This is a genomic window from Flectobacillus major DSM 103 (assembly GCF_000427405.1).
Classification (GTDB): Bacteria; Bacteroidota; Bacteroidia; order Cytophagales; family Spirosomataceae; genus Flectobacillus; species Flectobacillus major.
Genome location: NZ_KE386491.1, coordinates 2,479,764 through 2,501,237 on the forward strand (window position 1 = coordinate 2,479,764; position 21,474 = coordinate 2,501,237).

Sequence of the window (21,474 nt, forward strand, 5' to 3'; positions counted from 1 at the left end):
ATGAGCCATTAATAGCCAATCATTATCCCAATAAATCACAATTCACTAATTTATTAATCCTCCAACTTATTCCACCAAGTACGTTTTAGGACAAAAATCACTCCTATCATCACTGCAATATCAATCAAAAGTGGGGTATTCATACCAAGTACAAAGTACATAGGCAATAAGGTTAGACATAGCTGAGCCAAAATTCCCAACGCTACATTCAACATATCTAATTTGAAATTTTTGTTCGCCTCAAAACTAGGGTTCTCAGCTTGGACAGCTTCCAAAACAGGTTGCCAAAAACCCCAAGGACGAACCGTCATGTAGAATTTTCTCAAAACCTTAGCATCGGTAGGCGGTGCCGATAACGTACCCAAGATTGAGGCCGTCATCGAAATAGCAAACAATAATGGCCACCAATACAAAGGCAAGCCCGTTGTAAAATAGGGCATTATCAAGGCCGCTACAATACCCGCAGTCATTCCCCAAAAAAAGCCATTGGCATTGAATCGCCACCAGTACCATTTGAGGCAGTTGGCAGCCACATATCCGCCATAAAGCCCTCCTACTATCCACTGAAGAATATCGTTGACACTTGTAGCCATAAAGCCCAACAAAATACCAATTACTACCACCACAAGCCCTACGATATAATTCATCTTGATGGTTTTCTTTGTACCAGCATTAGGATTAATATGTTTGAGATAAATATCGTTGACAATATACGCCTGAGCAGCGTTGAGCGTACCGCTAAAAGTACCCATAAATGCTCCCATTAAACCCGTTATAACAATTCCTAGAATACCCACAGGCATAAAAGCATTGATAGTGCCAGGAAGCAGTAGCTCAAAATCATAATGCCCCGATGGGTCTTTTACATTCAGTTGATTATAATATAGAAGTGCCAAAACCGTTAGGCCTACTATCATAGAATAGCGAATTGGCAAAAGAATAATGCTCACAAAACCTGTCATTTTACTTGCTTCCTTCGGACTTCGGGTACTCAGTACTTTTTGCATATCGTAGTTGGGAGCTGGCCCAGCCAACGAAGCAAAAATGCCTTTGAGTAACATCATTCCAAAAAACAACCCAAATACACTATAACCATCCGACTCAATTTTCTGATTTACTTCTGGCAAAATAGTAGACCAATCTAAACCCAAATTCCAGCCAAAAAATGGATTGTCCCAACCCGCAGGAAGATTAAGCGTTTGGCCATCCAAATGCGACATCGCAATAATAGCAATAGCAATACAAGCTACTGTCATAATGGCATATTTGATTACATCGCCCAACACAATACTGTGCATACCACCCAATACCGAATAAAATGTAGCAATAATAGTAAACACTACACCATAAAAATGAGGTATGTACTTGGTAGGTATCTCGAATGGAATATACGGATGCACAACCTCCCAGGGAATAAATATTTCGACAAACTTACCTAAGCCTACAAACCCATACGCCAAAAAGCCAAAACAACTCAATAATGCAAATGCAATAACAATTATCTGCGAAGCTTGTACACCTTTGCCTTCAGTACCAAAGCGTGTAATCAGCCATTCGGCACCAGTATTGGCATTGCTTCGGCGAAGCCATTTGCTCAAAAACATCATCATAAACACTTGGTTGAACGAAGGCCACAACCAAGGAATCCAAATACTTTTTAGGCCATATACAAAACATAAACTTACCATCCACATCGTACCGCTAATATCAAACATATCGGATGCGTCGCTTAGGCCAAGCATATACCAAGGCAATGACTTACCCCCCATCAAATAGCTATCTTTATTGGCTTTGGCTTTTTTCCGCATATAAAAGCCAATAAAAATCATTGTGGCTAGGTATGCTACAAGAATTAAAATGTCTATTAATTGTAATTTCATTAATTGATAATTTTTAGGGTTGTCAACTACTTGTATCAAATACATTTTACCATGAGCCTGTCTTGGATTTTGAGCCTATTTGGCCAAAACCATCCCTTTTTTTCTTTACCACGGCTCATCGTTTTGCATTTTTACTTATACAGCTTTTTGACATCTTTAGTAAATAAGGTTTGAGGTAGGCGATAAAACATAACAAAATCTTTGGCACTTTGTTGACCTTGATAAGGAGCATAAAAATGGTCGGGACGGCCATTTCGCCAAACAAGTATATAACTCAAATCAGTTTTTTGAATAATTGGCCAAACAATACCAGTCCACCAGTCGGCTACGGTGATTTGTTCGAGCCCCATTTCGGTAATAGCGGTTAGCTTCTGTTTTTCTGTACCTATGGTTTTGAGGGTTTCGACCATACGAATAGCCTCTTTTTTGAAGGTTTCGTTACTAGCAGGAGCATTTCGATGATAAAAATCAAAGCCTATCAAATCGACATTGTCATCGCCTGGGAAACGCTCTAAATAATGTTCTTTTGAGGTAAATCGGTCGGTAGAATAGCCATACAAAATATTATGAACACCCTTTTTGTTCATCAAATAATCGACGGTAAAGTGCCATATTTTTTGGTATTCGGTAGGTGTACAGTAATTGGCTCCCCACCAAAACCAAGAGCCTGTATGCTCATGAAATGGGCGAAACAACACAGGAACTAGCTCGCCTTTGCTCCCTTTGAGGTTCGTTACAAAGGTGGCTACTTTATCGAGCCACAAGGTGTAGGTTTGAAGGGCTTGAGGGTTTTCAAACAAATGTTTTATGGTCGAATCGGCTTTGTCCCACGACGACCTTGTGGGATCAACTGGGTTATTCAAATGCCAGCTAATTGTATTGAGGCCTCCTCTTTTATAAGTATCCTCAATATCTTTTTTGATTTTGGAAAACGGCACACCGTCAAGATTGCGAACCGAATCAAATTCTATACGCCCCAAATCATATCCAATAACTGCAGGGTAATCGCCCACAACTGTTTTGACATCACTACGCCCCTCGTCGCCTATCCACCTTGTAGCGTCGGCATTAAGGCCATAAGCTAAGGCATCTTGCTGCCCAAACATAACGCCCTTTTGTCTGATTTTCCATAATTTTTGATACAGCTTTTGGGTTTCGGCTGTTGCTTTTGGGTCAATTGGCTGGCCTTGTCCAAACACCAAAACACTACAGCATACCTGTACGACCCATATAAAAAGAAAGTTTTTCATGATGATATATCATTATTGGTAAAAAGAATGTTGGGGCAAGATACGGTATTTCCATTTTTGCTTTGCCCCACATTACCTCATTAACCATTTTTTTAAAGGACAATTTGCTTTTATTTTATTTCCTAAAAAAGCTTTTTCTACACAGCATTTTTGTATTGAATATGTGGTAATAATGTATCACAAAATTACAAACTTAAATAGCCTATATTATAATACTATTTTATCAAATCATAACACTCTATATACTAACAGATATAAAACATAGCTATAATATTAGTTATTTAATTAAACTATACAATTAAATAATACAAAAAATAGGTATTTATACGATTTTATTGAAAATTCAGTATAAGTAAAACATAATGATATATTTTTAACATAAAAAAATCACTTTTAAGACGTTTCTGTATTTTTTATATACCGTTGCTAAATCAAAAAACATGAGTTATCCCAAATTTAGTGAATGGTAGTTGAGCGAATGAGTGATTATTTTGAAAATGCTTTGCGACTAAAGGTATGTCACTCTGACATTTAACATGTAAAAGGCGTTCGAAAAACTAATTTCGAACGCCTTTTGCATGAATAGCCACCAATTTTCTATCATTTAAGCAATTGATAAGCCTCTTCAATGTTCACTTGATTACCTCACAACAAACACCAATATGAGGTCTTTTTTAATATTACCTAATATGTGGGGAAACTCATGCTTTCAATTGATTGGCTGTACAAAATAAAACCACTTGTATGACGTAAATTTTGAACAACTCGCTTATTTCTTAGTACATTGGGCCATCTGAAATATAAATATCATCGATATTTACTTCGTAAGGAGCAGCCGTTGTATTACCTGTCGAGAAGCCGATTTTTAAGTAATCCAATATACCTTTTGTATCCAAAGCTTTTGAAGTACCACCCCAGTTACCCCAGCCCAATTCTTTGAGACTAAAGTTGAGGCGTTGCCAGCCATTGGTTTTGATAGAGTAATTGGCATCGTCGATTCCAGCCCCCCACTTGGTATCACCCTGAACTGTTTCGATTTGGAAGAATCCGCTCTTACCATTGGTGTTTACCCAGAAGCTAATGTATGGATTTTTCAATGCTGCTAAGTTTATTGGCCCTGGAGCTTGGATTTCGCCTGTCCAGTTCCATGAATTAGCATTATCTAATCTAACTGTCAAATATTTATCACCCGAAATAGTAGGGATTCCACTCAAGTTGATACCCGACCTAGCTGTACCGCTGTAAGGGTTTACGCTATTTTCAAAATCAAAAGCTTTGAACGACGGTTTGATTGGCCCATCAGTAATTTGGACTTGGTCGAGGTTAATTTCAAAATAGCCCTTACCATTACCTTGTTTGAAACCAAATGTAATTCCTTCAATAATACCCTGAGGGTTGAAGTTTAATTTACCACTTCCCCAGTTTTCCCAGTTGAAGTTTTTCAGGCTAATACTTCTCAACTCCCAACCGTTGGTTTTTTCAAAATTGTAATTATCTGTTTCTACACTTGAAGTAGTTGGCGTAAAGTGGCCGCCCGATTTTACACCGCCCATTGTCATTTCTAATTGGAAATACCCCTGCGAGCCATTGGTATTTATCCAGAAAGTAAGGTGTGGGTCGTGGAATTTCGCCAAGTTGATAGCTGTATTAGAGCTAATCGAACCTACCGATTTGTTCCAGCCATCGGCTTTGTCGGTTTTGATAGTCAAATAATTCTGTCCTCTCAATTTTGGAAGCTTACTTACATTGATTCCCGAAACAGGTACGACATCGCCATTCACTACAGGGTTTAGGCCATCCTCAAAATCCCAAACTACAATAGGTTGTTCGGCTTTGTATGAAGCATTAGGGTTGTAATCTTTGGCAGTAATCGAGCCAGACGTTCCGTTGATAATACGACCATACGCTTTGGTTACTTTAATCACAACGGCATCGGCAATAGTTACCCCTTGAGTATTTACAATAGCCTGTTTTTCGGTAAGGCTAGTAGGGTCGAGCTTAACTTTGGTAGTCCCAATGGTTACTTCCTGAATTAAGTCCATGTTGTTGCCACCCAATAAAAACACTTGTCCTCTTTCTATTTCGGTTGGATATGCGAGTACCTCTATATCTGGGAAAATCGGTTCGATAGTTGCTTCCGATACCGATGTTTGTTTGTATGAGTTGGTTACAGTAAAAGGCCCTTTCGAGAAAACTCTTGGCAATTGTACGGTAATTGAAGTCGCTGTTTTTTCGATAATTTTACCCTCCGCTCCTTCTGCTCCTACTTTTACGCTGGTAACTTTGTCGAAATTAGTACCGTTTAATGTAACAGTTGAACCAATTAAGGCACTTTTAGTAGAAACAGTTGCGACAGTTGGCACAGGAAAATTGATGTCGTAATCTTCGCCAAATATTTTTTCTTTCTGACAAGCCCATAAAGTGGAAAATCCGACTAAGGCCAATAGCAAAGAAAATAATCTTGATTTTTGTAAGAATATCTTTGTCATGATGGTTTGCATTTTAGGGTTTTCTCCTTGCAGTTTTTGGGTAAAACCACAAGGAGAAAGTAAATTTGATTAATAACCAGGGTTTTGGGCAAGCCCCCAGCTTTGTTGTTCGTTCAATGGAATTGGCAAAACAGGCACAGGGTTTACAACACCATCTTTAATAGTGTGTTTTTCGCAAGCCACACGACGAGTTGCTGTCAATGCGCTTAAATAACGTCCTGTTCTTACCAAATCCCAGAAACGAAGAGCTTCCATGCCAAATTCGACACGTCGCTCATGCCAGATAGCCTCTAACAAGGCTTTGCCTGTAACAGAAGTACCAACCAATGGCAAAGTTCCAGAAGAAACCACTAGGGCATCGTAAGTCATAGAACCTTCTTTTGAGCCTTTTGGAGCGGTAGCATTTTTGGCACGTGTACGAATCTGATTAACCAAATCACGAGCTTCTTGTTCTTTTCCTGTATTGGCGGCGGCCTCAGCTTTTAAAAGAATCACATCGGCATAGCGTATTTTACGGATATTTTGGCCAGCCTCTTTTCCTTCGGAAGGCTTCACAATAGCAGCCTTGCGATTGAGGTAGTTAGTCATATTGCCAGAAGGATAAAGAATATCCTCCACCTTAGTACCTAACACAACATCGCCTTTTGTATAAACGGTTACGGCTTTTCTTGGGTCGCCGTTTTCAAATTCAGCTACCAACGACGTAGTAGGGTTGTTGAAGCCCCATCCCCATGTACTACGGTTATTTTGGAAGATATTACTTGATGTACCTATTTTGATAGCTCCCCATGAATTAGTTGATTCAGCTTCTTGAATTTCAAAAATAGATTCTACATTATTTTCGCCTTCATCTTCCTGAATTTCGGCATAGTTAGCTGTCAAACTGTATTGTCCAGAAGCAATAATAGTACTGGTTACATCATATACATCTTGCCAAGTATGCTTTGCGGTGTTGTCTGTACCAATCTCGTATGCAATTAAGCGAGCCAAATAAGCGTTAGCCGCACCCTTGGTAGCACGTCCTAAATCGGCTGGACTATATTCGCTTTTTTCGGGCAACAAAGTAGCAGCTTTTTTGAGGTCGTCTTCAATAAACTTGAATGTTTCGCCCAAAGTAGCACGTTTAGTTGTTGTATATTCAGATGGCTTTACGGGTTCGGTAAACAAAGGCACACCACCATATACACGAGCCAAGTAAAAGTAAAAATAAGCACGTAAGAAAGTAGCTTCACCTGTAAGTCGGTCTTTTAGCGAGGCCGAAATATTGGCTTTTTCAAGGTTTTTCAATACGTTGTTGGCTCTATATATACCAGCAAAGGCATTTGACCAAAGTCCTTTGGCTATATCATTGGCCGAGTTGGCAGTCCAGTCTTTGAGTTCTTGTAAAGCTTGAAAGTCGTTGGTAGTACTCCCTTTTTCGGCATCGTCCGACATCACATCGCCGTACATCCACTCAAGGTTAGCCCCTACGCCATTATTGTTATATCCTGGGCCTTCTTCCCATCCTGTTACATCGTAAATGGCATTTACGGCTAAAACGGCATTGTTGGGGTCGTTAAAATACGTTTCTTCGGTTTCTTTCCCTAGCGGTTCTTTATCTAAAAAGTCAGAACAACTTTGCCCAATAAGCCCTAAAGCTATTAATAGACAAACTTTTATATATCTTTTTCTCATTTTTACAAATAGTTATAATCTTACAAAGAATTGATTTTTGGCTGCTGCTAAGTAGTTAGCTCAATTAAAAACCAAGATTTAAACCCACACGGAATGTACGAGCAGGTGGATATGTACCTACATCAACACCGTATCCTAGTGGACTTCCATAGTATGAACCAACCTCTGGGTCATAACCTTTGTATTTGGTGAAGGTAAATAGGTTATCGGCCGACACATATACACGTGTAGTACGTACCCCAATTTTAGAAAGAAGAGCATTGGGCAATGTATAGCCTATTGTTACGTTTTTGAAACGGAAATAAGAACCATCCTCTACGTATCGGTCGCTAAAGCGGTAGTTGTTGTTAGGGTCAGCTTCTGTTACTCTTGGCTCGTTGGTATTGGTATTAGTTGGTGTCCAACGGTTCAAGCGTTCAGCAATCATATTTGCGCCTAAGTTTCCTTTTTGGTTAGTAAATGTCAAAGCATTTACTACTTCTGCACCTTGTACACCTTGGAAGAAAAGTTTTAGGTCGAAGCCTTTATAAGAAAAATTAGTAGTAATACCATACGAGAAATCAGGTGTTCCCGAACCTAAATAGGTACGGTCTTTGCCATCAATAGCGCCGTCGTTGTTCAAATCCACAAATTTCACATCGCCTACACGAGCTTCTGGCTGAATTGGCTCACCTTTGCTGTTGACATAAGCTTTTAATTCTTCTTCAGTATGGAAAATTCCGTCGGTTTTAAGGCCATAAAAAGTAGCAATAGCTTGTCCTACCTCAGTAATAGTCGTATTACCTACTTTAGAAACGTTTCCAGATTCAATTGGAGCACCGCCACCCAACGACGTTACCTTGTTGTTAATTTTAGTAAAGTTACCTGTTACTTCATATCTAAAATCACCCACTTGATTACGGTAAGTAAGTGCCAATTCAATCCCTTTATTTTCTACGCTACCTGCATTTACATTAGCTGCCCCAATACCTGCATAAATAGGAATAGGTACTGCTACAATCATGTCGGATGTAGTTTTGATAAAATAATCGGCCGTCAAAGAAAGTTTGTTTTCTAAGAACGAAGCATCTACCCCAATATTTGAGCTTGTGGTAGTTTCCCATTTCAATTCGGGGTTGCTAGATACCTCTGGTGCAAAACCTGCAACAGTTTGTCCATTGAAGGTATAAAGGTTATTGCCCTGCATTGTAGTTACATAGCCATAATTACTTGCACTGTTTTGGTTACCTACTTGTCCCCATCCTGCACGTACTTTTAGGTTATTTACGGCAGTTATGTCTTTCATAAAATCTTCTTCTGTTACGTTCCAGCCAAAAGCAAACGACGGAAATGTACCCCAGCGATTAGCCCCCAAGAATCGAGAAGAACCATCACGACGAATTGTGGCTGTTAATAAATAGCGGCTTTTGTAGTTGTAGTTGGCTCTACCAAAAAACGACAAAATTGATTCGTCCGATTGGTTACTTTTTACAGTGTATTCGCTAGCATTTTTGGCAGCCGACAAATAAAACTGCGAGGCATCGTTAGGTACGTCGTATGCCGTAACCTCCATATCTTTGTATTGATTTTGTTGAGCTTCAGTACCCAACATTACCCCAAATGAATGGTCTTTGATAGTTTTGTTGTAAGTAGCATAGTTAGACAACACCCACTGAGCCGACTCGCCACGGCGTTCCCACAACGAGCTTCTATCGCGTGCTTCGTCGGTTGCAATAAAAAACTTAGGCGAATAGCTTTTGTTATGTGTATTGTTATAATTGATACCCAATTGGCTACGGAAAGTAAAGTCTTTCAAGAATTTAGCTTCTGCATAAATATTACCATTGATTAGGCTACCGTACCCTTTGTTGTTTTTTAATTCATCCACCGATCGGGCAGGGTTGTTGGTAGCAGACATATCGGCACGTCCCCAGTTGTTGGTATTTTTGTCCCAAGCAGGTGTAATAGGGTCTGCGGCTAACGCTGTTGTCAATACGCCAGAGTATAAATCGCTGTTATAATAGGTTTTATCAAATCTTGAGAAAGCAATAGATACTCCTGAAGTCAACCATTTGGCCAATTGCAAATCGTTATTAAAACGTAAGAAGTATTTTTTCATACCTGAGTTTTTAATCAAACCATCTTGCGAGAAAATCGTTCCTGTTAGGCTATAACGGCTTTTTTCTGTACCACCCAAAACATTTAAGCTATAATTGCTAATCAAAGCTTGCGAGCTCATCACTTCACTTTGCCAGTCGGTACCCCTAAAACCACCCTCTTTGGCGTAAGTTAAACGGTTCAATATATTGTTGTCGGCAGGAAGAGTAGTACCATCATTGGCAAAAGCTTCCAAACGCAATGTAGCATATTCAGAGGCATTCAACATCTTGATTTTACGAGCGGCATCTTGTACACCCGAATAAGCATCGAAGGTAAACTGAGCTTTTTCAGATTTTTTACCTCTTTTGGTTGTAATCAGCACTACGCCATTGGCTCCACGCGAACCATAAATAGCTGTAGCCGAAGCATCTTTCAATACCTCCATTGTTTCGATATCGCCAGGAGCTAAAAATGAAATATCACCTGTTTGAAAACCATCTACTACATATAATGGGTCAGAGTTGTTGATAGTACCTACCCCACGAATACGAATACGAGCTCCAGCACCAGGCTCACCCGACTCAGAAGAAACATCTACCCCAGCAACACGTCCTTGCAAAGCTTGTACTACATTGGGCGTAGCCACTTGAACCAACTGCTCAGACTTTACGGTAGCTACCGAACCCGTTAAATCGCTTTTCTTTTGAGTACCATAACCCACCACTACCACTTCGTCGAGTGATTTGGTGTCGCTTGCCAAAGCTACATCTATGGTAGAACGCCCACCAATAGCTATTTCTTTTGACTGAAAGCCCACCGAAGAGAATACTAATGTTTTGGCGGTTTCAGCAACTTTGATGGTAAACTGTCCTTGAACATTGGTAGCTGTTCCTACTTGTGTTTCCTTTACCCTAACTGTTACTCCTGGTAGAGCCTCACCGTTACCATCTGTCACTTTTCCTGTGACGGTCTTTTGCCCCTGAGCCAAAGTAGTAATAATACTACTCAAAAACAGAAAACAAAAGAATAGTAGTTTTTTCATGTTCATGATTATCTGTGTATAATTTATTGATATTTTAACAAGACAAAATTATACACTTAACAGGGTACTCACATAATACTATTTTATCTTTTTATAACATTTATTATACAAATTATCACTCCAGAATATGCTTTTTCTAATATAAACTTAAAAATTTTGGTCATTACAAAAAGATAAATCCAAAATATTATGTATTTTTGACAAATAATCACTAATACAAATCATATTATTATTAATATTTTTTTATCCTCTTTACAATACAAGTATTATCCAAAAAGTAACTATCTTAACATATATTATGACAAAAATTATACGTGAAATAACACCACTAACACAAAGTGACTGCTTCACATTCTTTTCTAGGGTAAAAAAAGAATTTAATTTCCCTTTACATACCCACGAAGAATTTGAACTAAACTTTATCATGAATGCCAAAAATGCAAAACGTATTGTAGGCGACCATACCGATGTTATCGAAGATTTAGAGCTGGTATTGGTGGGTAGCAACTTACCTCATGCTTGGTTTACGCATCAGTGTCAGAGCGAGGAGATCAAGGAGGTTACCATTCAGTTTCACCGTGATTTATTTGATGATAAATTCCTAAAACGCAATCAATTAAGCTTTATTCGGGCTTTGTTAGAGCGTTCGGCAAAGGGTATTTTGTTTTCGCCCGAAACGGCTCTGGCTCTTAAACCAAGGTTTCTAAACTTGCACCAAAAAAGCGGCTTTGATTCGGTTTTGGAATTGATGTCTATTTTGCACGATTTGTCGATTTCTAGAAATATGCGAACCTTGTCAAACACTTCTTTTTCTAACGAATCGCTTTCATACAATAGCAGAAGAATTGAAAAGGCTTTTGAATACATGCAGGCTAATTATGATAAAAATATTACCCTAGAAGAAATGTCGAAGCTAGTAGGTATGACCGAGGTATCTTTTAGTAGGTTTATAAAAAAACGTACTGGCAAAACCTTTATCGACAGCCTAAACGAAATAAGAATAGGACACGCTTCTCGCCTTTTGATAGATACTACTCATACGATTGCTGAAATATCCTATCAAACGGGTTTTAATAATTTGTCATATTTTAATCGAATTTTCAAAGCCCGTAATGGCTGTACTCCAAAAGAATTTAGAGAGGATTTTTCTGGTACTCGAACTTTTATTTAGGCTACTTTTACCTAGCATACTTCAGTTTATTTGCTTAGTGATATTGTCCTATTAGCAAGCAAATTGCTAATAGGACAATATATTATTTTAAAGAGCGTCGATACTTTCCAATAGTATTTGACAAGCTTTTCTAATTTCTTCGTCGGAAATAATCAACGGTGGAGCTATTCGCATAGAATTATCACAAAACAAGAACCAGTCGGTAATAACGCCTTTTTCAATTGCACGGTCGATGACTGGTTTGAGTACGTCAAAATTTTCAAACTCTACGGCCATCATCAATCCTTGGTTACGAACTTCCCTGATAATTGGATGCACCAATAACGATTTAATCAAATCGGCTTTGGGAGTTACGTATTCATATAGCTTTTCTGACTGAATAACCTGCAAAGTAGCCAATGAAGCTGCCGCCGACACTGGATGCCCTCCGAAGGTAGTAATATGTCCTAAAATCGGATTATTTTTAAACACTCCCATTACCTCATGGTTGGCAATGAACGCTCCAATAGGCATACCGCCTCCCATTCCTTTGGCTGTAGTAAGAATATCTGGATAAGCACCAAATTGTTCAAATGCCCAAAAAGTACCTGTTCTTCCAAATCCCGACTGAATCTCGTCGAATACCAGCAACGTACCTGTTTCGTCACATCTGGCCCTTAGTGCTTTAAAATATGCTTTATCGGGTACACGCACTCCTGCCTCGCCTGCAATAACCTCGATAATAACCGCAGCCGTTTGAGTAGTAATATGAGTAATATCATCAAAATTACCATGCCTGATATTACGCATCATGGGCAACAATGGCCTAAAATTGCGCTTAAAGTTTTCGCTCCCCGACAATGACAATGCACCTTGTGTAGCTCCATGATAAGCATTGTAGCACGAAATAATTTCGGGTTTGTTGGTATATCGCTTGGCCAATTTCATTGCACCTTCAATAGCTTCAGTTCCCGAATTCGTAAAATAAACATTATCTAAAGGGGCTCGTTCGCCTGCCGATGCTTTTAGGGTTTCGGCCAAAGCTGCCGCCAATTGTACTTGGGGCGTTTGCACGTATTCGCCATAAACCATCAGGTGTAGGTACTTGTCAACTTGGTTTTTGATAGCTTCAACTACCTTTGGATGCCTATGCCCAACATTAGAAACGCCAATTCCCGAAATCAAATCCATATAAGGCTTGCCATTTTTTCCGTACAAATACAGTCCTTCGGCACGCTCTATTTCCAACGCCAAGGGAAAATCAGACGTTTGGGCAACATTCTTTAAGAATAACTCTCTCTGCGTAATCAAAATCTTCTTTTATTTTATGATGAATTTTGCTACAAAAATACAACATTTTAAACGAAAGGCATTGCTCTGGCTTATGTATCCTACAAGTGAATATGTTTACGATATAATTGACAAAACTACGCATACAAGATTAACAATCGGCAGAATATTACATTTTATTGACAAAAAAGCGTTACCCAATATTCGTTCGGAATTCTACAAAGAATATAAAAATCACTTTGTGAAAGTCCTTAAAAACATTGTGTAACGCTGTTAGGCTAAAATACTCATCAATAGGCTGTTATACAAAAACCCTTTGATCCATACACGTAGTATTATTTGCTTATTTTTCCATAAAACAAACCGTTCCTCCTACCCAATCAAAATCTTTGTTGTATCGTACTCCAATCATTTCGCCACGCGACAACCGAGCCAGATTAGTCATTAATAGCGGCTTCGGTTCGTTTTTATGCCAAACATACAACAATCGAATTTCGCATTTTACCTTACTTCCATCAGTAGTTTCTATGACAGGCACATAATTCACTTTTCGTTGTAAAATATATTCTTCTGGTTTGTCGATAGCTTCTAAATCGGCCTTTGTTACATTGATAATTACGCCACTTCCTGCAAATGAAAACAAGGGTTTTAGTACATAATTATGCAAATCTGCGGGAAAATCACCTGCAAAATCGCTCAAATAACGACTCTCGGGAATATAAGGACTCTTGAGCAGTGGCAAGATATACTTACTAATTCTAAAAAACCAATTAGGATGCCCTACCCATTCTACATCCACATCGTCGGTAAAAGTAAACTCTGTAGTAAGGTCTGGAAAACTGGCTAAGTCATCAAATATCAATCTATTATAAATCCTTTTGATAATTATTTTCTCGCCTGCTTCCTCATAAAAAAGAGTTCGTCCTTCTTTTTTGATACGAGTTAGGCATACGGCTTTTACACCCAACAATTTTTCTGTTACAGCAAAATCTATTCGTGTTTTCTGAATTTCTGGGTAAATTTCTAGTAAAATCACATTTTTAGGGTCTTCTTGGCCAATAATCAATGCTTTGAGCTGAGCAAGATAATCTGCTCGGCTAAGGTTATTGAACAAAAAATCAAAATGCTCGGGTATAGGAAAATGTTGTTGAAATTGCTGAGAAAGATAATATTGAAATCCAAAAAGAGAAGGAAAGCCCTGTAATTCAATCAATTGAGGCTCTAGCTCGCCTTGGTCATTTTGGCAAACAGCAAAATCTATCGCCAAAAATGAAGTATGGTCGTTTTCGTTTGGAACATTCTGATAAACAGGAATTGCTTTTTCGGTAAGTTGTCTAAACTGCTCGTTGGTGAGTACCTCCACAATACTTTCGCAAGCATTGAGGAGTTTATTCCGAAAAGCTTGAGGTACAAAAACGGGTGTTTCGGCCACTCTAAAATCCAAAGAATCGGGATACTCTGCTTGAATAGATGCTAAAAACGCTTGGTATTTAGGGGCTGTAAAAAAGCTATTATATTGTAGTCTTGCTTCGGAGTGCATAATTCAAATCAAATCGGATGGCCCTATCCGAATCTAAAGTGAGAAACGGACAGGGCCATCCGTTGATTATTGAATCGTTGTATTTTGTAAAATAGCATTAGCTGCATTTTTCAAAAATCGGGGAATAATTACCGATTCGGTCAGCATAATTTTATCGGGGTCGGCCAGATGCTCAACCATACTATTATATTTTGCCAACCCATGCGATTTTACGACTGCATGACGCTTTTCGTCTGTTTGCAAATAACGCAACATACCTTCACCGTCGGCCTCGGGATGAAACTGTGTCCCAAACACTTCATCAGAAAAGCGAATCGCCATGATAGCTCGCTCTAAGTTAACGTGTGGGCGTTCTTTTTCTAATCGCAAAATACTAATTCCCAACGACTTAATCCTCTTTAAGTTGGGACGTACCAACTGATAATCCCTAGAGTCGACAACATAAAATGGCTCGGGCAAGCCTTCAAAATAAGGTTCTGAACCCGAAGCCTCAATCCGATGTACAGGAAATACGCCAAAAGAAGTACTTCTACGTTTAGAAACTGTTCCTATGCCCAAATAACGCGACACCAATTGGAAAGAATGACATATCAAAAACATGTATTTTCGACTAGCTTGTCCTTTCAGGACTACATCGGAAATATTATGAGCAAACACAGCGTCGATAAAATCGAAATAGGGCTTTTCCCAAGGTTCGTCGGAAGGCAACGGACTACCCGGCCCACCTGTAGAAATATAAATATCGTAGGTTAAATCAGGAACAGTATTTTCGGCTCTTACATTAAAAATTTGATAATCTATTGCAATATGCTCGTGTTCTTCAAAGCTTTTCAGTAAATTCAAAATACAACGCATTCCTTCATTTGGAACGTTGTTATACATATCTAAAATCGCAATACGAAGTGGTCTTTCTTTCATCACTCATACAAAATTTAACAGACAATAACCTTGATAATCTTTTTATTGCCAAACACTTAACAAATCGTTTAAGGTACAAAATTAGGCATTTTGATTATCAAAACTTTGTTAAATTTTAACAATTCCATAATTTGAGGAATCATCCTGATAAACGAGCGACAAAATCATATTGTATCTTATTTCTTTCCTAAAATATGCCCTGCTTGGTTTCTTCTACGATATAATCTACGACTTTTTTCAAATCTTGTGTTTGCTCGAACACCGCCAATTGTCGGTCGGCACCAGTACCATGATCTAGGATTTGTTTGATATACTCTACTTCCTGTCGACTTCCTAGGTCGTCGAGAACGTCATCTACAAAGTCTAACAGTTCATCGCACAAATTTCGATAAGGCACTTCTTCTTGCTTACCAAAGTCGATAAGCTTGCCCTGAATACCATAACGAGCCGCACGCCATTTGTTTTCGTTGATAAGTACACGGCGGTAGCTTCTAAAATTGAGGTTTTGTTTGAGCAATTTATATATTTTGGCAACCAAAGCCTGCATCAATGCCGCCAGGCAAATCGTTTCATCGGCACGCATTGGTATATCACAAATTCTAAATTCGATGGTATCGAAATAGGGGTGCAAGCGAATATCCCACCAGATTTTTTTACCGTCGTCGATACAGTTGGTTTTTACTAACAAATTCACATAATCGTCGTATTCGCTTGCCGAACTAAAAAATTCGGGAATACCTGTACGAGGAAACTTATCAAAAACCTTTGAGCGATACGACTTAAAGCCTGTGTTACGCCCACACCAAAATGGTGAATTGGTAGATAAGGCGTAAATATGGGGTAAAAAATATCGCACAGCATTCAAGATTTGTAACCCCTGATTACGGTTTTCGATACCTACGTGTACGTGCAAACCAAAAATAAGATTTCCTCTGGCAACATCACGCATTTCGTCGATGAGGGCATCGTATCGTGGGTTGTCGGTAATGAGTTGGTCTTGCCAATCGGCAAAAGGATGCGTACCCGCAGCGGCTACTTGTAGATTTTGGGCATCGGCAAGTTCAATAATATGTTTTCTTAAAAAGATGACCTCTTCTCTTGCTTGCTGGATATTGTAACAAATATTCGTACCAACCTCCACTACAGCTTGGTGCATTTCGGCCTTTACTCTTTCTTGCAACGATATTTTACCGCCTTCCACAATTTTACTCATGTGCGAACGCAAATCTCTAGTAACAGGGTCGATTGTCTGAAATTCTTCTTCAATTCCTAGTGTAAATAAAGGCATATTGGTTTAATGATTAAAGGCTTGGACTACTGTTTAGCTATACGAAAGATTGGAGATATTCCGAAGTCTGCAATAACATTCAACCTTTCGTACAGGATTATTAGTGAATGGGTAATTGTAAGATGAATTACCTTTGCATTTGTGTAATTTCAATACTTTTACATATCAATAAAAACCTGATAATCAATACATTCATTACAAAACTACTCACCCACAAATGATGATATACAGGATTATTTTTTCCCAAATGTTGCAATAGAACTTCTATCGGCACCTACTACCGACGACTGCACAAATGTACCCCAAGTAAGGTTGTCCTTGCCAGGTTTATGCTTTTTGGCACGATCTATTGCAAACTTGGCTGCGGTTTCAACCACCCAATCGAAATTTTCTTGTCCAACCGAATTAACATCGGCATCAGGAGCAGGGTTACAAAAATCAATTGCATAAGGGACACCGTCACGTACAGCAAACTCTACAGTATTGAAGTCGTATCCTAAAGCTTTGTTCAGCAACAAAACATATTCTTTTACGGTAGCAAGCAGCTTTTTAGCGGCTGGCCCAGTAGGTAATTGAGCATCATATCGCAAATGATGTGGGTTACGAGGCTCGTAAGGCATTATTCTCACGTCTTTTCCACCAATACAGTAGCATCTAAAATAATCAGTAAAAAGAATTTCCTCCTGAAGAAGCATTACTAATTGACCAGTTTCGTCGTAGGCATTAAATAATTCATCAGGATTTCTTACTTTATAGACATTTTTCCAACCTCCACCCGAGTGTGGTTTCATATAGGCAGGAAATCCTATATAGTCAAAAACATCGCCCCAAGGCATCGGGAACTTGAGATTTCGGAACGACGTATCGGAAGTGTCGTCTGGACGTACTTTTGATGGCAAAATAACCGTTTTGGGGACTGGTACACCCACATTTACAGCAAGGGCATTGTTAAAAAACTTTTCATCGGCACTCCACCAAAAAGGGTTATTGATAACAGCTGTACCTACCATTGCCGTATTTTTGAGCATAGCTCTATAAAAAGGAACATCCTGCGAAATACGGTCAATCAACACATCATACCCCGACGACTCCCCTTGTACCACTTTATCAATAATTGCTCTTTCAGCAATGATTCCTTTTGGAGCAATCTGGTTCACTCTTTCTACAAATGCCTCTGGAAAAGTGCTTTCCATTCCATGAAGGATACCAATTTTTTTCATAGTAACTCTATTAAATTAAGATTTATACCACCTACTTACAATGAGAAGCGTACGAAAGTTGAGATATTACATCAGGTTAGGGATTTTTTATTTCAGAATAACATTGAAATCGTTTTATTTTCCCAAAATCAAATATCCGATAGCTGAAACGTTCCAACTCTTACTTACACTACCAACTTCTCATAATTATTGTGTGATAATGGATTGGTTAATAACTATATTCTACTTAAATATTCAGGAAACATTTCTCGCCAAATCGGCCAATCGTGTGTACCATGCCAGCGAATATCGAGCCAATGGCTAATACCTTTGCTAGCCAAAATTCCCGAAAGGCGTTCGTTTGAGGGTTTACAGAAATCGGCATTACAAGTACCCAATACAATATTCATTTGCCAAAGATTAGGATTATTAAGATTGGGCAAATAGTCGGGTGGGTTGTTGTAAAAAACGTTATCGTTGTAAAAGCCATCCATAAATGAGCGTATATCAAAAGCAGCTCCCATTGTAAACAAATGAGATACTTTTTCGGGATGGCGAAAGGCAAAATTAGCCGCATGAAAACCACCAAAACTACAGCCTGCTACTGCCACTTTGGCTACGCCACATTCTCGTTGAATAGCAGGAATAAGCTCATCGTTGAGGTAGTTATCGTAGTATATATGGTTTTGGATGCGTTCGGATGGATGTAGATGCTTGCCGTACCATGAATAGCGATCGATACTATCGGGGCAGTAAATTTTAACTTTTCCCCCATCTATCAAGCTTTTGGCAGAATCTATCAGCTTAAAATCTTTGGCTTCATAATAACGCCCCATAGTGGTAGGAAACACAATTACGGGATATCCCCAATGGCCATAAATCAGCATCTCATTATCGGCCCCCAAGTGGTGAGAATAGTACTTGATATAACGTTCTTGCATAAGGTTAATGGATTTTGTGAAAACTAATAAAAAACGCAGACAAGTATCTGTCTAAAATCGGAGGCATTCAGTTGTATTTCGGAGCAGTTATATAGGGTTTATAATGAATTGATGAAAAAACGTCTACTTATTTTTCTTTAAAAATAGGCATTGTTTTTTGTTTTCAAAATAATTACGGCGATAAAGTTTCGCTATTGCTCAAAATACAAAAATGAATATCCTCAAAACTGCTCTTAACTTTTACGGGCTGACGGGCTTTAACTATTGCTCAAACTCGATAATATGTTCAGACGCATATTCATCGTCGCCTGGTTTAATTCTTTTAACAAAAAATCTGGCTTTTTTCCCTAGCCTCAAACACGTGTTTTTTGCCCGAATATCTTCAGGTGTATTTAAGGGCTGCAACGACGGATACCATAAAATATACCCAGGTTTTTCAAATACCAGTTGAGGGCTGCTCCACTCCTGTGTATTGAGGGCTTGGCTCAAATCTTTATTTTTATTGAATGATATATATACTTTGCTTCCCTGCCACGATTTCCCTTCCGACTTAGCCATCATCATAACCCAACAATTCAAATAGGTATTCCAACTTACAGAAGGCCCCCAATGATACCCTGCTGTTGGTGATGAAGCCGCACCGCCTTTTTGTGAGATGGGTATTTGCAAAGACTGAATGGGTTTTCCTATGCCATTGTAAGGTATTGTAAAACCCGTGCCATCCCAGCGTTTGGCCTTACCAACAGGATTGTCGAGGTCTTGTAGGGCTATTCGTGCTACGCTAATACACTGGCCAGCCCACTCGGTTTGGGTATTATAGGTTTTTTCGTTGTAATCGGCAGGATACCCATATTCTCCATAAAACAAATAAAGGTAATCGCCACTAGCTACTGCCGAAGGGTCGCCAACACCTCCTGCAAAAGTGTTGGAAGTATTGTGGGGTTTCAAAATCATACGGGCGTTGAGGTCTTCAATAAAAATCCCTTTGTTTGCCCAACTTCTTCCTCCATCTATCGACTTCATGATACCAATTCTACAAACAGCGGCTGGGCTAGTTTCACCCGTTAGTCCTTGTGGCCACTTTTCATTTTTATATCCTTCACCTGTCGACGGGTTATAAGGTAATGTAGCAGGGTAATTTTCGTTATGATATACTGCAAAAAGAGTTTTGCCAGATGAGTCTTGGGGGCTTTGAAATACCGTTTCAAACCACACTGCTCCATGCAAACCTACCTGCCCTACGGGTACATTGGGAGGCATAAGAGGGTCATGAAAATCTTGGGCTGTACTTTTAAAAACCTCTTCAGCATTTTTGCCACTAGCAAACTTTAAATTTTTTGAATATCCCCAAAGTGGGTCTTCGCCGTACTTCCCCGGAAAAATCCTAAAGGTATCGCCAATCCAGACCTCCGCCATATTGCAGTCAACAAAAGAATTAAACTTGATTTTTTCGGCCTTGAGCAGCTTAAAATGCGGTATCCGTTCGGTCTGCTGACATCCTATCAAGTAAAATACGGTACTCAAAAAAAATACAATAAGTACTAAACTTTGTCTGTTGGTATGCATAATTTGTTGATGTTAGTTCTTTCTATTTACTTTACAGAATCAGTATTTGAGCCTATTTTTAAAGAAAAATTTACATTAAATATAGTAATATTTAAAAACAAATCTCTAATTTCTCAAATTTCTCTTGTGTTATTAGCAAAAAATATTGCGTTTAAGCATTATTCTGAAAAGTGTAAAACTCCATTTTTATGAAATTTTATTTTCAATTCATCTTAATTTTATTTTCTTTTACAACTAGCTTCTCACAACAAAAAAAGAAAAACGTGCAAATAACCACATTTAAAGAAGACAGTATTTACTCTCATTATCTCCAACGACAAGTACAGCTTAGTCTCATTATACCTAATAAAGTCGGGCATTCAATGGAACTATTGTTGTGCAATGATGGGCAAGATTTTCCTGCATTACACCTTCAGCCTACGATTGATTCACTGTTGGCTCATCATCATACAAAAGCTTTTTTGACAGTGGGTATTCACGCCAACGATAACCGTATTAACGAATATGGTACAGCAGCACAAGCCGACTACAAAAATCGAGGAAATAGAGCAGGCTTGCATGCCTTATTTGTTATCAATGAATTAATTCCCTATTTAGAACACCACTATGCTATTCAACGCAGCTCGGAGGCTAGGGTTTTTGCGGGGTTTTCGTTAGGTGGCCTTTCAGCATTCGATATTGTGTGGCATAATGCACAGGTTTTTGCCAAAACAGGGGTTTTTTCGGGGGCTTTGTGGTGGCGACAAAAAGCTGAGGAAGATGGATATACCGACGAACATGACCGTATTATTCATAAATTAGTAAAGGCGGGCTTGTACAAGCATGGACTTAAATTCTGGTTTCAGGCTGGTACAAACGATGAAAAAGACGATAGAAATAACAATGGTGTTATTGATGCTATTGACGATACCCTCGACCTAATAGCGGCTTTAAAAGCAAAGGGATACCACCACAATGACGTTCATTATCATGAAGTGGCTGGCGGCGAGCATAATCCTCACACATGGGGAAAGGCGATGCCTCATTTCCTGAAATGGGCTTTTGGCAGTGAGTGATTTAGTGATTTAGTGATTTAGTGATTTAGTGATTTAGTGATTTAGTGATTTAGTGATTTAGTGATTTAGTGATTGAGTGATTGAGTGATTTAGTGATTTAGTGATTTAGTGAT

Annotated in this window: 14 protein-coding genes; 2 read left to right on the forward strand and 12 right to left on the reverse strand. The window is 38.9% G+C overall.

Going from position 1 to position 21,474, the window contains the following annotated elements; genetic code table 11:
* Nucleotides 1-53: 53 nt before the first annotated feature.
* The 5 genes from FLEMA_RS0116090 to FLEMA_RS0116145 form a co-directional block, all read right to left on the reverse strand.
* A complete protein-coding gene (locus FLEMA_RS0116090) occupies nucleotides 54-1,880 on the reverse strand; it encodes a sodium:solute symporter family protein (RefSeq protein ID WP_026997735.1) in 1,827 nt (608 codons plus the stop codon).
* A 131-nt stretch (nucleotides 1,881-2,011) separates the two neighbouring features.
* Complete coding sequence (locus FLEMA_RS0116105; RefSeq protein WP_052354078.1) at nucleotides 2,012-3,130, reverse strand: glycoside hydrolase family 26 protein; 1,119 nt, start codon at nucleotides 3,128-3,130, stop codon at nucleotides 2,012-2,014.
* A 776-nt stretch (nucleotides 3,131-3,906) separates the two neighbouring features.
* Nucleotides 3,907-5,619 (reverse strand): IPT/TIG domain-containing protein, encoded by a 1,713-nt coding sequence (locus FLEMA_RS0116130; protein WP_026995749.1) that lies wholly within the window; start codon nucleotides 5,617-5,619, stop codon nucleotides 3,907-3,909.
* Nucleotides 5,620-5,688: 69 nt separating this feature from the next.
* Nucleotides 5,689-7,293: a RagB/SusD family nutrient uptake outer membrane protein gene (locus FLEMA_RS0116140; RefSeq protein WP_026997737.1), complete on the reverse strand. Its 1,605-nt coding sequence runs from the start codon at nucleotides 7,291-7,293 to the stop codon at nucleotides 5,689-5,691.
* Between the two features lie 64 nt (nucleotides 7,294-7,357).
* Complete coding sequence (locus tag FLEMA_RS0116145) at nucleotides 7,358-10,414, reverse strand: SusC/RagA family TonB-linked outer membrane protein (protein ID WP_026995750.1); 3,057 nt, start codon at nucleotides 10,412-10,414, stop codon at nucleotides 7,358-7,360.
* A gap of 298 nt (nucleotides 10,415-10,712) precedes the next feature.
* Here FLEMA_RS0116145 and FLEMA_RS68730 point away from each other — a divergent pair, with 298 nt between their 5' ends.
* Nucleotides 10,713-11,585 carry a helix-turn-helix domain-containing protein gene (locus FLEMA_RS68730; protein ID WP_044171499.1) on the forward strand — a complete coding sequence of 291 codons (873 nt, stop codon included), beginning with the start codon at nucleotides 10,713-10,715 and terminating at the stop codon, nucleotides 11,583-11,585.
* Nucleotides 11,586-11,672: 87 nt separating this feature from the next.
* On the opposite strand, the gene FLEMA_RS0116185 is transcribed toward FLEMA_RS68730, so the two are convergent.
* The 7 genes from FLEMA_RS0116185 to FLEMA_RS0116265 all read right to left on the reverse strand — a co-directional run bounded on the left by FLEMA_RS0116185 (nucleotide 11,673) and on the right by FLEMA_RS0116265 (nucleotide 20,306).
* A complete protein-coding gene (locus FLEMA_RS0116185) occupies nucleotides 11,673-12,872 on the reverse strand; it encodes an aspartate aminotransferase family protein (protein ID WP_026997738.1) in 1,200 nt (399 codons plus the stop codon).
* Nucleotides 12,873-13,197: 325 nt separating this feature from the next.
* Complete coding sequence (locus FLEMA_RS0116200; protein WP_026995753.1) at nucleotides 13,198-14,394, reverse strand: hypothetical protein; 1,197 nt, start codon at nucleotides 14,392-14,394, stop codon at nucleotides 13,198-13,200.
* Between the two features lie 66 nt (nucleotides 14,395-14,460).
* Complete coding sequence (locus FLEMA_RS0116210) at nucleotides 14,461-15,312, reverse strand: type 1 glutamine amidotransferase (RefSeq protein WP_026997739.1); 852 nt, start codon at nucleotides 15,310-15,312, stop codon at nucleotides 14,461-14,463.
* Nucleotides 15,313-15,499: 187 nt separating this feature from the next.
* Entirely contained in the window at nucleotides 15,500-16,600 is a 1,101-nt protein-coding gene (locus tag FLEMA_RS0116220; protein WP_026995754.1) for a carboxylate-amine ligase, read from the reverse strand.
* A 233-nt stretch (nucleotides 16,601-16,833) separates the two neighbouring features.
* The gene (locus FLEMA_RS68740; RefSeq protein WP_044171506.1) at nucleotides 16,834-17,820 is read right to left on the reverse strand and encodes an ATP-grasp domain-containing protein; all 987 of its coding nucleotides are present in this window, start codon (nucleotides 17,818-17,820) and stop codon (nucleotides 16,834-16,836) included.
* Between the two features lie 215 nt (nucleotides 17,821-18,035).
* Nucleotides 18,036-18,740 (reverse strand): esterase family protein, encoded by a 705-nt coding sequence (locus FLEMA_RS0116250; RefSeq protein ID WP_026997740.1) that lies wholly within the window; start codon nucleotides 18,738-18,740, stop codon nucleotides 18,036-18,038.
* A gap of 261 nt (nucleotides 18,741-19,001) precedes the next feature.
* Nucleotides 19,002-20,306 carry a hypothetical protein gene (locus tag FLEMA_RS0116265; protein WP_026995755.1) on the reverse strand — a complete coding sequence of 435 codons (1,305 nt, stop codon included), beginning with the start codon at nucleotides 20,304-20,306 and terminating at the stop codon, nucleotides 19,002-19,004.
* A 263-nt stretch (nucleotides 20,307-20,569) separates the two neighbouring features.
* Between FLEMA_RS0116265 and FLEMA_RS68750 the strand changes: the two genes are divergently transcribed.
* On the forward strand, nucleotides 20,570-21,361 hold the full coding sequence (locus FLEMA_RS68750) for an alpha/beta hydrolase (RefSeq protein WP_044174665.1): 792 nt from the start codon (nucleotides 20,570-20,572) through the stop codon (nucleotides 21,359-21,361).
* The last annotated feature ends 113 nt before the right edge of the window (nucleotides 21,362-21,474 follow it).